Origin of the sequence: Agarivorans gilvus (assembly GCF_001420915.1) — a bacterium.
GTDB lineage: Bacteria > Pseudomonadota > Gammaproteobacteria > Enterobacterales > Celerinatantimonadaceae > Agarivorans > Agarivorans gilvus.
This window is the reverse complement of record NZ_CP013021.1, coordinates 2854741-2867631: the sequence shown is the minus strand read 5'-3', so window position 1 is coordinate 2867631 and position 12891 is coordinate 2854741. Positions and strand designations below refer to the sequence as shown.

The following is a 12891-nucleotide window of genomic DNA, read 5'->3' as shown; positions in this document are numbered from 1 at the left end:
TTTAACTGGTGACCAAACCCAAATGTTACTCAAAGGCTACCTAGGTGTTTATCAAGGCAACTGGCTTAGCTACGGTAACGCCGCAAGCGTAGTTGGCAATGTACCGGGCTCACTATCCACCTACATCGTAGGACTCCCTTGCTACTTTGGGATTCGCCATGGGCTCCCATGCTGTTATTAATCGCGCTCAGATTAGTCAGTTTCTTGCTGTTCGATAGCGTGTTAAAACAGTGTTTTAGCCCCACGGTACGACTCTGCTTTGCGATTCTCTATTTGCTTAACCCTTGGTTTTTGTACGATAGCCTTATTTATAATCCCGCCTACCTGTGTCTATTTGCGGCTATGCATTGTTGGTCGGCATTTAAGCTGAGCCAGCAGCGCTCTTGGTTTTATAGCTTCATCAATGTATTAGCGATTGGCTTGGCCATGCAATTACATTATTCATGGCCAATTTTGGCGGTAATCTCTCTATACCTGTTCTACCGCAAACAAGTTCAAGTAAACTGGTGGGGCGTGACCTTAGGCGTAATAGTAATCGCGGCCTCCCTTGTGCCTTACATTATCGAATTACAGGCCAATCCTGCCATTCAAGGACAACAGTCAGACCGCTACATTGGTTGGGGCGGTATCCATGTTTACCCGGTATTAAAATCTACCTTGTATTGGCTGCGCTATAGCTCGATGTTGTTTTCCAATCGCATTATCACCGACGCCGAGTTTTTATGGCTCAGTAACACTGACTGGTTAAACACCGCAGTGAGCTATTTATGGCAAGCGTTGTTATACCTGTTGGGCGGCCTAAGCTTAATTGTTACTTGGGGAATCAACCGCCGAGTTTGGCGCAAAATTAAACCGCATTGGCGCAGTAACCAAGCATTACACCTAAAACCTGCGGATTGGCTATTACATTATGCCTTTGCAGCATTATTAGGCATTGTAGTATCGGCCATTCTCTCGCCAATTATTTTTTCTTACTGGCATTTAATTATTACCTTTGGTTTCGCCTTGTTCCCGGTTCTATATCAGGCTGAGCGCTGGCAAAAGCAAAAACCAGCCCGCTTAGCCAACATCATGCTGTGGGTCGGTGGCTACTTTTTAATGGTAAACCTCGTGGCCAGTCACGATAGTAATAAATATTCCTATCAACAAAGTTATCAGCAACAGGTCGCCGAATACCTAGATCAACAGCAGCTGCGACCATCACAGCATAAAGCCGATTAGGTAAAGCAACAGATGTTAGTTATTTACAATATTTTACTGATATTCCTGTTACCGCTAGCCATGTATAAGCTGTATTGGCCCAAGCCAGGCAAACCCGCTGTGGGGCGTCGCTGGCTTGAGCATTTTGGTATTAGCCCTAAATGGGCTAAAGCTGATATCTGGTTTCATACTGTATCGGTAGGCGAGGTATTAGCCGCCGCCCCTTAATAAAAAGGCTTAAACAGCAGCAACCCCAGCTGCGAATCTTACTCACTACCACCACCGCTACCGGTGCCGAGCAAGCTCAGCAAAAGCTAGGGGATTGGGTAGAACACCGTTATGCGCCCTTCGATCTTTGGCCCTGTATCGCTTGGTTTTTACGCTGGCAGCAACCGCAGCGCCTATGGATTATGGAAACCGAGTTATGGCCGAATTGGCTGACGCTGTGTCAACGCCATAACATTCCAGTAAGCCTAATCAACGCGCGTATGTCAGAACGTTCCTGCCATCGTTATCAACGTTTTGCTAACTTTAGCAAGCGCTTGTACAGCAAGCTCGATTTGGTGCTAGCGCAACATCAAGACGACGCCCAACGCTTTCATCACTTAGGCGTAGATGCGGCCAAACTGGTGGTCACAGGTTCCATCAAGTACGATTTAGCCGACCCTTCACAAACCCAACAACAGGCCGCAATATTACGTCCACAATTATTTTCCGAGCGCCCGGTCTGGATAGCCGCCAGCACCCATAAAGGGGAGGATGAACTTGTACTTGAAGTCATGCAGCTGGTACGTAAACAGCTGCCCGATAGCTTATTAATTTTGGTTCCTCGCCACCCCGAGCGCTTCGATCAAGTCGCCGAACTGCTCAAACAGCAGAACATTGCCTTTTCGCGAAGAAGCCAACAGCAAACGCCCGATTCCCAGCAGTCTGTCTATCTAGCAGATACAATGGGTGAAATGATGCTGATGTATGGCTGTGCCGACGTGGCCTTTATTGGCGGCTCGTTAGTTAAGGTAGGTGGACATAATTACTTAGAAGCTGCGGCCATGGGCTTACCCTGCGTAGCCGGTGAATATGACTTTAACTTTAGCGATATTAGCCAGCAACTGCAGGCTCGCGGTGCCTTAAAACTGAGTGCCGACACCGAACAACTGGCTAATTGGCTGAAAGTTTGGCTAAGCGACCCTCTACAGCGCACTCAAGCGGGACAAGCAGGCTTAGCGATAGTGAAACAAAACCAAGGCGCAATTGACGCTAGCTTAAAAGCACTACTGGATTAAAGTGCTTGCTTATAGGCTGCCACTAAGTGCTGCCAATCAGATTCCAACCAATGACAATAACCGGGCTTAGCCTGCTCTTTTTCTAAAGAACGGTATAAACGCGCAAGATTGGCCTGCTGCCACTTTTTGCGCGGTCGGCATAAACGGCCACTATCAAAATCAATCAGCCATACTTTGCGTTGCTCATCGAGCATCACATTACGCAGATTTAAATCGGCGTGATATACCCCAGCTTTATGAAAGGCTGCGATGGTCTCACCTATGTTTTGCCACACCGTTAAAGGCAAGCGTCGCTCACTCAATAAATTGGCTAGATCTCGTGCACCATGGATCCGCTCGGTGATTAAGTCAGCTTGAAAACTGAAACCTTTGCGCTTCAACCTACCGGCAATCGCCAAAGGCGCAGGCAAGGCTAATTCTCGCAGCTTAATTAACAAGGAGAACTCTCGCCACACACGACTTCGCTGTAAGCCAGAATAGAAATAGCGGTCATTACTCATTTTGGACACTAAGCCACCACGGTGATAATGGCGTAATACACATTCTCGGTGCTCAAAACGAAAAAACAGGGTCTTGCCCCGTCCCATTGCTTGCCCAACCACTGCGCGATTTTGTTGCCAGTGCCGAGGCTCAAAATAAGCATCGTTTACCTCTTGCCACACAGTGGGGTTATAAAATAGCCAACCGTCTGGTGTTTGCTGTTTTTCTATCTGCATCGTGTTCGCTTGTGAAATTAATCGGCACAATTTTACAACGCAAGCAGCAAAAAGCATAATACTTAAGAGAATTCGCCACTTTTGCCAACATGACCAGCACACAACCAGCCCTAAAAATTTGCATCTTACGCTTATCTGCGATTGGAGATGTTTGTAATGCCTTAGCTGCGGTGCAGCAACTACAAAGCGCCTACCCAGAAGCTGAAATTACATGGATCTGCGGCAAAGCAGAGGCCCAACTCTTGGCTTTAGCTCCTAGGCTAAAGCTGATCACCTATGACAAACGCAGCGGTTTAAAAGGTTTACTGGCATTGAAACGCCAACTAGCTGGGCAACACTTCGATGTGCTTTGGCACATGCAGGCTGCGCTGCGAGCCAGTATGGTCAGTTGCTGCATCAAAGCCAAGCGCCGTATCGGCTTTGACCGTGAGCGCGCTAAAGACGGCCAATGGCTGTTTAGCAACGAGAAAATAACCAAGGCTAATTCAGCCCACGTATTGGATGGATTTTTACAATTTGTGGCGCAAATGGGCATTAAAACTCAAGCCCCTAGCTGGAAAATAAATCTAAGCCAAGGCGATCAAGCGGCTGCCAGCCAATACTTTGCAGCCCCAGGTAAACAAGTTTTAATCTGCCCTGCCGCCAGTAAAGCTTATAAAAACTGGACCCTAGAGGGCTATGCTGGGATTGCTCAATATGCCTTAAGCCAAGGTTATCAAGTCAGTCTGATCGGTAGCCCAGCAGCTCAAGAAATGGCCTTGTCTGAGCAGCTAAATGCAGCTTGTGATGGTAAGCTCAATAACCTCTGTGGCAAAACCAGCTTAGCCCAATTGTGGGCGTTAATTAGCCAAGCTGATTTATTAATTTCTCCCGATACTGGCCCGGCACACATGGCAGTAGCGGTCAATACTCCAGTATTAGGTTTATATGCCCATCACAATCCACAGCGCACCGGTCCCTATCACTACCGTGATTATGTGGTGAGTGTTTGGCAATCCTTAATCGAACAAGAGCAAGGCAAACCAGCCGAGCAATTGAGTTGGCGCAGCCGGGTTAAAGATCCTCAGGCAATGCAAAAAATAACATTGGATGCGGTAATTGCGATGTTTGAAACCATTAAAAAAGAGCAGCAACTATGAGTGCAAATAGAGCCACCATTAGCGCCATTATTATTACCAAAAATGAACAAGACAGCCTGAAGGATTGCTTAGAAAGCCTTACTTGGGTTGACCAAATTGTCGTTGTAGATTCAGGCAGCACCGACGGCACGCTAGAGCTAGCCAAACAATATACCCAAGATGTATACGTCAATCAGGATTGGCCAGGCTTTGGCAAACAAAAGCAACTAGCGCAAAGTTATGCCACCGGCGACTGGATTTTAGCGATAGATGCCGATGAAAGGATCGATGAGCAACTTAAACAGAATATTCAAAACATGTTACTCAACCCTCCCAGCAATACCGTTTTTAATCTGAACGAACTGACTTGGGTATTTGGTCGCTTTTTAAAGCATTCAGGTTGGTATTATCGTCATATTCGGCTCTATCCACGTGAGCTCACCACTTATAACGATAATTTAGTGCACGAATCAGTCGTGATTCCCGAGACTTGCCAAGTGGCTGAGCTAGATGGAGATATACTCCACTACTCCTACCGCAATATTGAACACTATCTCGTCAAGTCTGCCGGTTACGCCAAGGCGTGGGCCGATCAGCGTGAGGCCAAAGGCAAACGCGCTACACTAGGCCAAGGGGTACTACACGCACTGGGCTGTTTTTGTAAAATGTATTTACTAAAACGCGGCTTTCTTGATGGCAAACAGGGCTTGTTAATCGCCCTGTTATCGGCGCACTCTACTTTCGTAAAATACGCTGACCTGTGGGCTAGGCAGCAAGACAAACACTACCAGAAGTAAAACGCTATCGATGCTTATTAAGTTAACTAACAAGCGCTGCTTGAGCTATTGCCTAGCGCGCTAGTTTTTTCCACCAATTATTAACTTTAACAGCACAATCACTCACATTAATTAAACTCATATCTTCTTGAGTTAATTCGCCAGCCGGAGGTGAAAAAGCAATATGCCGGCCTTCGCTATTTAACGGCCGCCAGCGCAAAGGGGTGGCACTACGACGACTGGGGAAAAAGCCCACGGTAGGCACATCCAGCGCACCAGCAATGTGTAAGGGCCCAGTCGAGCCAGCAATAAATAGATCGGCGCAAGCCAATACTTCACAAAAGGTCTTCAAGCCTTTCTCGGAAAAATATAATTGATTTGGGATCTCTTCTTTGTCTAAGAGATTAACCAGCTCCTGTGCGGCGAGCTGTTCTCCAGGACCTGCGGTAATCACAAAATGTAAGGCAGGATTGAGCTTAGCTAAACAGTCGATCAAACTAAAATACTGCTCGCTGCTAAGGTTATTGGCAGAACCACCACTGCCGATATGCACCATCACCAGCAAATGCTCAGCAAACTGACCAAACTCCTCTACCTTGCGGGTAGAGAGCACCGCATCGGCAAATTGAAAATACGGCGGCTTGGGCTCAACTCTAGCCACTCCATGTTGAGCCAGAAAAGCCCGCGTTAAGTCTAAATTATATTCAGACTCGGGTTTACGTGATTGAGAACGTCGCTGTTTAACTCGCTGGTTAAATAGCAACTGTGCCAGTTTGGTAGCCGGTGCGCAACGCTGTTTAATACCGGCGCGAAAACCCAACCAAGCATTACGCATGTTAGAAAATAAACACAAATAAGCGTCAAACTGTTGCTGCTTAACCTGGGCCAGTAACTTTGCCTGAGCATGAGCATCGGCTTTGGAGCCGCAATCCACAATTACCTTATCGATCCACGGGCATAACTCGGCTAAGGGAGCGGTATAACTGGGAACTAAAGCTGTAATTTCACAATCGGCTAACGATTGTTTCAACAAAGCGAAACTGGGCCAAGCCAGCATGAAATCGCCAATTTTGTCATTTCTTACCACCAATAGTTTACGCATTTTCCCACCCTAATCATTAATCCTGCGCATTGTGACCAATCTTTACCACAGGCTCAAGAATTTTCCCCCTAAGCTTTGTGCGGGTTATACTCACCCTAAACTCATACTAGGTAAACACTTATGACAACTCGGGTTATTTACCCTGGCACCTTTGACCCCGTGACCAACGGCCACAGCGATTTGATTCAACGTGCCGCCAAAATGTTCGACACAGTGATCGTGGCCGTTGCGGCCAGTCCTAGCAAACAACCGCTGTTTAGTCTTAACGAACGGGTCGCCTTATTAGAGCAAGGCATCCAACAAACTAATATCGAAGTAATAGGTTTTACTGGCTTATTAGTTGACCTTGCCAAGCAACAAAACGCTAGCGTATTGCTACGGGGGCTGCGCACCGGCTCTGATTTTGAGTATGAAATGCAGTTAGCCGATATGAACCGTCAGCTCGATCCTAACTTGGAGAGTGTCTTTCTCACTCCTGGTGAGGGTGTGTCATTTATCTCTTCGAGTTTGATTAAAGAAGTGGCCCGCCATGGCGGCGACATTGAGCGCTTTGTCGCACCCCATGTCGCCCAAGCAGTAGCAGCTAAACTGAATCAGGCTTAACGCTGACAGTGCGGGCAGTAAAAGGTATTACGCTGGCCAATGCGTAATGCCTTAATTAACTCTCCGCAGTTGTCACAGCTCTCACCCTCACGTCCATACACCGCCAGAGTTTGTTTAAAATACCCCGGCTTCCCTTCGGCATTGGTAAAATCTTTTAAACTGGTACCGCCTTGCTTAATCGCTTCTGCCAAAACTTGCTTAATATGAGCAGTTAATTCCACTAAGCGTACCTTGCTCACCTTATTAGCCGCTCGCTTAGGGTGAATCCCAGTCCTAAACAGGGCCTCATTGGCGTAGATATTTCCCACCCCCACTACTACCTTGTTATCCATAATGAATTGTTTAATGGCAATACTGCGTTTAGCGGCTTGCGCTTGTAAATAGTCACTAGTGAAGGCTTCACTCAGCGGCTCTGGGCCTAAACTGGCCAGCAGCGGGTGCTGCTCAACGGGCAATTGGCTAAATAATACACAACCAAAACGGCGTGGGTCATTCAGTCGCAATACTTTAGTGTTAGCCAATACAATATCTACATGGTCATGCTTAGCGGCTGGCTCGCCTTGTTGGACAATTCGCAAACTGCCCGACATACCTAAGTGAATAATGATGTGCCCGGCTTCAGTTTCCAGCAACAAATACTTAGCACGGCGACTCACCGACAATACCGGTAAACCGACGCAGCTTTGAATCAACTCCGGCACCGGCCAGCGTAATTTAGGCTGACGCACCACTATCTCAACAATTTGCTGCTGTTGCAGGTAAGGCTCAATGCCGCGGCGACTGGTTTCTACCTCGGGTAACTCTGGCATTATTGTGACACCTCGGGAAATAGAGCCTGATAACTGTCTGCATCCACTTGCAATAACTGACCTTGCCAACTATTAATCCAGTGTTGCTCACCCAAACTAAATAGGCTTAATTCTATGGGCGCCGCGGAGTTGGCTAAATAAACCATCACCGTATCGCTAGTGGCGGCCCCACCAATGGCATTCTGCCAAGGTTTTAAACTGATATGCAACCACGCATCAATCACCGCCACAGGACGCTCTATTGGCGGCTCACTGCGCCACTCGGTTCCCACTCGCTCAATCACTAGTTCGGGTAGCTCCAAACGCAGCACCGTTGCCCCCTGCGGCAATAGCTGACCCGAGAGCGTTGGCTCGGGTCCCGCTTCCTGCTTATGTAGCTCTACGTATTTAAAGATTAAAATCATCGAGGCAACAGCAAATATAATGATGTTGTTCCAGCCTCTGCGGCTCATTTTCATCGAGATCCTCCTTTATCAACGCTCATCATAAGCGGGAACTCTTTGCCGAGTAAAGCCCAGCAAAATCGCCAAAGCCCGAAAAAAGAACAAAAAAAAGCCCAGCCTAGGCTGAGCTTATTATGTTACTTAAAGCCAAAATCTATTTGATTTTACCTTCTTTGTAGATAACGTGCTTACGAACAACGGGATCAAACTTTTTGATCTCCATTTTTTCAGGCATGTTACGTTTGTTCTTATCAGTGGTGTAGAAGTGACCAGTGCCAGCTGATGAGTTCAAACGAATCTTTTCGCGAATACCTTTAGCCATTTTTTAGTTCCTTATACCTTCTCACCACGACCACGCATCTCAGCTAATACAGCGTCGATACCTTTTTTGTCGATGATGCGCATACCTTTAGTAGATACACGTAATTTAACAAAACGTTTTTCACTCTCAACCCAAAAACGGTGAGATTGAAGGTTAGGCAAAAAACGACGACGAGTGCGGTTTTTTGCGTGCGATACGTTGTTACCAACAGCTGGTTTCTTACCAGTAACTTGGCATACTCTAGACATGTCAGTCTTCTCCAAATAAATACTTCTGCTCGAGCATCTGTTCATGCCCCGTTAGGCCGTCGCCCGGGACGACAGAAAGGCCGCATTTTATACAGGAAATAGAACCCTAGATCAACTAAAAATTGAACAAAGATCAGATCCAACCTCGCTCGGCAAAGGAAACTGTTTCCCCACAGCCGACCACAACATGATCTAAAACTCGCACATCAATCAGCGCTAAGGCCTTGATTAACTTAGTAGTAATTTGCTTATCTGCCAAACTTGGCTCAGCCACTCCCGAGGGGTGGTTATGGGCAAATATTACTGCAGCGGCATTTTTTTCTAATACTCGCTGTACCACCACCCGTGGATAAACACTGGCGGCATCAATCGTTCCGAAAAATAGCGGCGCGAATTGTAACACTCGATGCTGATTATCCAATAGTAATATTGCAAATACTTCGCGTTGTTGGTGAGATAATTCCATAGAAAGGTAGTTTTTCGCCGATTCAGCACTATCTAAAACACTTTTCTCACTGATGTCGGCCAATAAATAACGGCGACTCATTTCGATACTGGCGTGTAATTGTGCATATTTTGCACTACCCAAACCGCGTTCGGCACAAAAACGCTGTTGGTCGGCCGCCAATACCGCGCGTAACGAGCCAAATTGACTTAATAAATGCTGCGCCAAGCTAACGGCGTCTAAACCGGCACAACCCACTCTTAAAAAAATTGCCAATAATTCCGCATCACTTAAGCTGTTCGCCCCTTGGCTTAATAGTTTTTCCCGAGGTCTTTGTTCAGCAGGCCAATCACAAATTGCCATAAACTTTTAATAACATAGAAATCAATAAAGATAAGCGTAGCCGAAACTGTGTGCTTGTGTATGCGGAGATCTTAAGTTTTGTGATAGGCTAGCCGATATCAAATGGTGATTATCAAAGCGGTATCAATATGTTAACGGGAAAGAAAATCCTGCTGGCCATTTCCGGCGGTATTGCAGCTTATAAAACTCCTGAATTAGTGCGTCGACTAAAGGAACAAGGCGCAGAAGTGCGCGTGGTGATGACCCAACACGCTACTCACTTCATTACTCCGTTAACCTTACAGGCGGTGTCTGGCGAAGCAGTGGGCCTACACGTCGTTGACCCAGAGCAAGAAGGCGCTATGGGCCACATCGCTTATGCCAAGTGGCCAGATTTAGTGGTAGTCGCACCCGCTACCGCCAATGTGATTGCCAAATATAGCCACGGCATTGCCGATGACTTAGTCAGCACCCTACTGCAAGCCACCAGCGCAGCTGTGGCGATTGCCCCAGCCATGAATATGCAAATGTACCTGAGTGCGGCCAACCAAGCCAATCTGGCGCTACTGGCTCAGCGACAAGTGCCCATTTGGGGACCAGCTCAGGGCGAACAAGCCTGTGGTGATGTGGGCCCAGGCCGAATGTTAGAACCCGCCGAACTGCTAGCCAATATTCAAGCCTTCTTCCAAGTAGAGGCGCCAATATTGGCGGGGCTTAAAGTGGTGATTACCGCAGGGCCGACCCGTGAAGCGATTGATCCAGTGCGCTACATTAGCAATCATAGCTCTGGCAAAATGGGTTATGCTCTGGCCGCTGCCGCCCAGCAACTTGGTGCAGAAGTTTGTCTACTGTCTGGCCCAGTTAACTTAAGCACGCCCGTAGGGGTGAAAAAAATCGATACGATTACCGCCCAAGCCATGCACCAAGCCGCCTTAGCTAAAGCGGAAGACTGCGACATCTTCATAGCCTGCGCCGCAGTGGCCGACTACCGGGTAGCCGAAATTGCCGAACACAAAATTAAAAAAACCGACGACTGCGACGAAATGCAGCTGCGATTGGTAAAAAACCCTGATGTAGTGGCGAGTGTGGCAGCGCTACCCAATAAACCTTTTACTGTAGGTTTTGCTGCCGAAACCCAAGACCTTAACCACTACGCCAAACAGAAAATGGCTCGCAAAAATCTAGACATGATTGCAGCCAATGATGTATCAAAGCCAGAACAAGGCTTTAATAGTGAACAAAATGCCTTAAAGGTATTTTGGCCAGATGGAGAGCAGCAATTAGACCTCGCTGATAAATCTGCACTGGCAAAACAATTACTGGCATTAATTGCCAAGCAGTACGCTGCACAATAATTAAAAAAACATGAAACAAATCGCACTTAAAATACTAGACCAAAGAATTGGCACTACATTTCCGTTGCCAGAATACGCCACGCCAGGTTCAGCAGGCTTAGACCTGCGCGCCTGTCTCGATCAGCCCTTGGAATTAGCTCCCGGCCAAACCGAACTAATACCAACTGGCTTGGCGATTCATATTGCCGACCCTTCTCTAGCTGCAACCATTTTGCCTCGTTCTGGCCTTGGCCATAAACATGGCATTGTACTGGGTAATTTAGTGGGTCTAATTGACTCCGATTATCAAGGGCAGTTAATGGTTTCCTGCTGGAATAGGGGCCACAGTCATTTCACCATTGAACCGGGCGAACGGATTGCCCAATTGGTATTTGTACCGGTGGTACAGGCCAGCTTTGAAGTGGTGGAAGACTTTGCTGCTAGCCAGCGAGGCGAAGGTGGCTTTGGCCACTCCGGTACTCAATAAACGGTTATTCAAGTAGTACGCTAATAGACCAATAAAGGATAAGAACAACAATGGCGGGAAAACCAAAAAGCAATCGCCGCGAACAAATTCTGCAAGCACTCGCACGCATGTTAGAAACCAGCCACGGTCAACGCATTACCACGGCCAGCCTAGCGAAAGAAGTCGGCGTATCGGAAGCCGCACTGTATCGACACTTTCCAAGCAAAGCCCGAATGTTTGAAGGCTTAATTGAATTTATCGAAGAAACCTTGTTATCACGCATTAACCTGATTCAAGAAGAACAAAAAGACACCTTGAATCGCACTCAGCACATTCTGATGTTGTTGTTAGGTTTCGCCGAGCGCAACCCCGGTTTAAGCCGCATTCTAACTGGCGATGCGCTACAGGGAGAGCACGAACGCTTACGTGCTCGTGTTAGTGTGCTATTTGAAAAAATAGAAGTACAACTGAAGCAAATCCTACGCGAACGTCGGCTGCGCGAAGGCCAAGGTTTCTTAATCGAAGAAAGCAGCCTCGCTACCTTATTATTGGCCTATTCAGAAGGGCGAATTAGCCAATATGTGCGCAGTGAATTTAAGCTCAAACCCACCGCTCAATTTGATACTCATTGGGGCTTTTTAAAGCAACAGTTAATTCAAGGTTAGATGAGTCGAAACGCCAGTGCTTACTGGCGATTTTCGCACCAAGCCAACGTAACTATCTGTAAAATAAATAGACACTTGTGAGATCCGAAAAAGCTGCTAAATTTGTAGCTTCTTTATCTAAGCACAGGGCTACCCATATGGATGTATTTTCTGAAGGCACCAGTTGGTTTGAAAACAACCAAGATCTATTAATTCAATACGCAATTAACATTGCCGCCGCAATTCTTATCCTGTTTGTCGGGATGATTGTGGCACGCGTTATGGCCGCCAGCATCGAAAAGCTGATGAATGCGCGCAAACTGGATAGCACCATCAGCCACTTTGTTGGCTCAATGGTGAAGTACGCCATCATCGCCTTTGTGATTATTGCCGCCATGTCCCGCATTGGCATTCAAACGGCGTCCTTCGTTGCCATTATCGGTGCCGCCGGTTTAGCCGTTGGCTTGGCCTTACAAGGCTCTCTGTCTAACTTTGCAGCCGGTGTACTAATCATTGGTTTTCGCCCCTTCAAAGCTGGCGACTACGTTGAAATTGCTGGCACCGCAGGTTCGGTCGCATCAGTACAAATTTTCACTACGGTATTAAAAACCCCAGATAACAAACAAATTGTAGTGCCCAATGCTGCGGTATTAGGTGGCAACATCGTTAACTACTCGACTCACGCTACGCGTCGTATTGATTTGGTAGTAGGCGTAAGCTACAAAGCAGACCTAGCCCAAACCAAACAAGTATTGCGCGCTGTATGTGAAGCCGATAGCCGAGTTCTAAAAGACCCAGACATCACAGTTGCGGTACTAGAACTGGCCGACAGCTCGGTCAACTTTGTGGTTCGCCCTTGGGTTAACAGTGGCGACTATTGGCCTGCGCGTTTCGACCTAATGGAAAACATTAAAAACGCCTTAGATGAAGCAGGCATTGAAATTCCATTCCCACAAATGGACGTACATTTAGAAAAGTTAGCCGACTAAGCTAAGTCGCCTGATAGTAAAAAGCACAGCTCGGGCTGTGCTTTTTCGGTT

15 protein-coding genes and 1 pseudogene are annotated in these 12891 nt (G+C 47.2%); 9 read left to right on the top strand and 7 right to left on the bottom strand.

Annotated elements, in window-relative coordinates; all coding sequences use genetic code 11:
• Positions 1-168: 168 nt before the first annotated feature.
• Together AR383_RS13465 and waaA are read left to right on the top strand one after the other, a co-directional pair.
• Entirely contained in the window at positions 169-1221 is a 1053-nt protein-coding gene (locus AR383_RS13465; RefSeq protein WP_198150151.1) for a 3-deoxy-D-manno-octulosonic acid transferase, read from the top strand.
• A gap of 12 nt (positions 1222-1233) precedes the next feature.
• Positions 1234-2483 (top strand): annotated as a pseudogene (waaA, locus tag AR383_RS13460) (lipid IV(A) 3-deoxy-D-manno-octulosonic acid transferase).
• Here the strand turns inward: waaA and AR383_RS13455 are convergent.
• Complete coding sequence (locus tag AR383_RS13455; RefSeq protein ID WP_055733603.1) at positions 2480-3199, bottom strand: 3-deoxy-D-manno-octulosonic acid kinase; 720 nt, start codon at positions 3197-3199, stop codon at positions 2480-2482. The pseudogene waaA and the gene AR383_RS13455 overlap by 4 nt on opposite strands.
• Positions 3200-3288: 89 nt before the next feature.
• Between AR383_RS13455 and AR383_RS13450 the strand changes: the two genes are divergently transcribed.
• A complete protein-coding gene (locus AR383_RS13450; protein WP_055733602.1) occupies positions 3289-4338 on the top strand; it encodes a glycosyltransferase family 9 protein in 1050 nt (349 codons plus the stop codon).
• A complete protein-coding gene (locus AR383_RS13445) occupies positions 4335-5114 on the top strand; it encodes a glycosyltransferase family 2 protein (protein WP_055733601.1) in 780 nt (259 codons plus the stop codon). Before AR383_RS13450 ends, AR383_RS13445 begins: the two co-directional genes overlap by 4 nt.
• 52 nt (positions 5115-5166) lie before the next feature.
• On the opposite strand, the gene AR383_RS13440 is transcribed toward AR383_RS13445, so the two are convergent.
• Positions 5167-6195, bottom strand: coding sequence for a glycosyltransferase family 9 protein (locus AR383_RS13440; protein WP_055733600.1), 1029 nt, complete (start codon positions 6193-6195; stop codon positions 5167-5169).
• Between the two features lie 120 nt (positions 6196-6315).
• Between AR383_RS13440 and coaD the strand changes: the two genes are divergently transcribed.
• On the top strand, positions 6316-6798 hold the full coding sequence (gene coaD / locus AR383_RS13435) for a pantetheine-phosphate adenylyltransferase (RefSeq protein WP_055733599.1): 483 nt from the start codon (positions 6316-6318) through the stop codon (positions 6796-6798).
• Here the strand turns inward: coaD and mutM are convergent.
• From mutM to radC, 5 genes are all read right to left on the bottom strand, one after another.
• A complete protein-coding gene (mutM, locus tag AR383_RS13430; protein ID WP_055733598.1) occupies positions 6795-7607 on the bottom strand; it encodes a bifunctional DNA-formamidopyrimidine glycosylase/DNA-(apurinic or apyrimidinic site) lyase in 813 nt (270 codons plus the stop codon). The genes coaD and mutM overlap by 4 nt on opposite strands.
• On the bottom strand, positions 7607-8065 hold the full coding sequence (locus AR383_RS13425; RefSeq protein WP_055733597.1) for a hypothetical protein: 459 nt from the start codon (positions 8063-8065) through the stop codon (positions 7607-7609). Before AR383_RS13425 ends, mutM begins: the two co-directional genes overlap by 1 nt.
• A gap of 139 nt (positions 8066-8204) precedes the next feature.
• Entirely contained in the window at positions 8205-8360 is a 156-nt protein-coding gene (gene rpmG, locus AR383_RS13420) for a 50S ribosomal protein L33 (protein ID WP_373869468.1), read from the bottom strand.
• A 23-nt stretch (positions 8361-8383) separates the two neighbouring features.
• Entirely contained in the window at positions 8384-8620 is a 237-nt protein-coding gene (gene rpmB, locus AR383_RS13415; RefSeq protein ID WP_055733595.1) for a 50S ribosomal protein L28, read from the bottom strand.
• Positions 8621-8753: 133 nt separating this feature from the next.
• On the bottom strand, positions 8754-9428 hold the full coding sequence (radC, locus tag AR383_RS13410) for a RadC family protein (RefSeq protein ID WP_055733594.1): 675 nt from the start codon (positions 9426-9428) through the stop codon (positions 8754-8756).
• Between the two features lie 128 nt (positions 9429-9556).
• Between radC and coaBC the strand changes: the two genes are divergently transcribed.
• The 4 genes from coaBC to mscS all read left to right on the top strand — a co-directional run bounded on the left by coaBC (position 9557) and on the right by mscS (position 12840).
• Complete coding sequence (gene coaBC, locus AR383_RS13405) at positions 9557-10762, top strand: bifunctional phosphopantothenoylcysteine decarboxylase/phosphopantothenate--cysteine ligase CoaBC (RefSeq protein WP_055733593.1); 1206 nt, start codon at positions 9557-9559, stop codon at positions 10760-10762.
• Positions 10763-10772: 10 nt separating this feature from the next.
• The gene (gene dut / locus AR383_RS13400) at positions 10773-11228 is read left to right on the top strand and encodes a dUTP diphosphatase (protein ID WP_055733592.1); all 456 of its coding nucleotides are present in this window, start codon (positions 10773-10775) and stop codon (positions 11226-11228) included.
• Positions 11229-11278: 50 nt separating this feature from the next.
• Positions 11279-11872 (top strand): nucleoid occlusion factor SlmA, encoded by a 594-nt coding sequence (gene slmA / locus AR383_RS13395; RefSeq protein ID WP_055733591.1) that lies wholly within the window; start codon positions 11279-11281, stop codon positions 11870-11872.
• Between the two features lie 137 nt (positions 11873-12009).
• Entirely contained in the window at positions 12010-12840 is an 831-nt protein-coding gene (mscS, locus tag AR383_RS13390; protein WP_055733590.1) for a small-conductance mechanosensitive channel MscS, read from the top strand.
• Positions 12841-12891: the final 51 nt, after the last annotated feature.

Excerpts from the sequence above, each read along its gene's own strand:
- AR383_RS13465 (WP_198150151.1), top strand. The coding sequence starts at position 169 with ATGCTGTTATTAATCGCGCTCAGATTAGTCAGTTTCTTGCTGTTCGAT.
- AR383_RS13455 (WP_055733603.1), bottom strand. The coding sequence starts at position 3,199 with ATGCAGATAGAAAAACAGCAAACACCAGACGGTTGGCTATTTTATAAC.
- AR383_RS13450 (WP_055733602.1), top strand. The coding sequence starts at position 3,289 with ATGACCAGCACACAACCAGCCCTAAAAATTTGCATCTTACGCTTATCT.
- AR383_RS13445 (WP_055733601.1), top strand. The coding sequence starts at position 4,335 with ATGAGTGCAAATAGAGCCACCATTAGCGCCATTATTATTACCAAAAAT.
- AR383_RS13440 (WP_055733600.1), bottom strand. The coding sequence starts at position 6,195 with ATGCGTAAACTATTGGTGGTAAGAAATGACAAAATTGGCGATTTCATG.
- coaD (WP_055733599.1), top strand. The coding sequence starts at position 6,316 with ATGACAACTCGGGTTATTTACCCTGGCACCTTTGACCCCGTGACCAAC.
- mutM (WP_055733598.1), bottom strand. The coding sequence starts at position 7,607 with ATGCCAGAGTTACCCGAGGTAGAAACCAGTCGCCGCGGCATTGAGCCT.
- AR383_RS13425 (WP_055733597.1), bottom strand. The coding sequence starts at position 8,065 with ATGAAAATGAGCCGCAGAGGCTGGAACAACATCATTATATTTGCTGTT.
- rpmB (WP_055733595.1), bottom strand. The coding sequence starts at position 8,620 with ATGTCTAGAGTATGCCAAGTTACTGGTAAGAAACCAGCTGTTGGTAAC.
- radC (WP_055733594.1), bottom strand. The coding sequence starts at position 9,428 with ATGGCAATTTGTGATTGGCCTGCTGAACAAAGACCTCGGGAAAAACTA.
- coaBC (WP_055733593.1), top strand. The coding sequence starts at position 9,557 with ATGTTAACGGGAAAGAAAATCCTGCTGGCCATTTCCGGCGGTATTGCA.
- dut (WP_055733592.1), top strand. The coding sequence starts at position 10,773 with ATGAAACAAATCGCACTTAAAATACTAGACCAAAGAATTGGCACTACA.
- slmA (WP_055733591.1), top strand. The coding sequence starts at position 11,279 with ATGGCGGGAAAACCAAAAAGCAATCGCCGCGAACAAATTCTGCAAGCA.
- mscS (WP_055733590.1), top strand. The coding sequence starts at position 12,010 with ATGGATGTATTTTCTGAAGGCACCAGTTGGTTTGAAAACAACCAAGAT.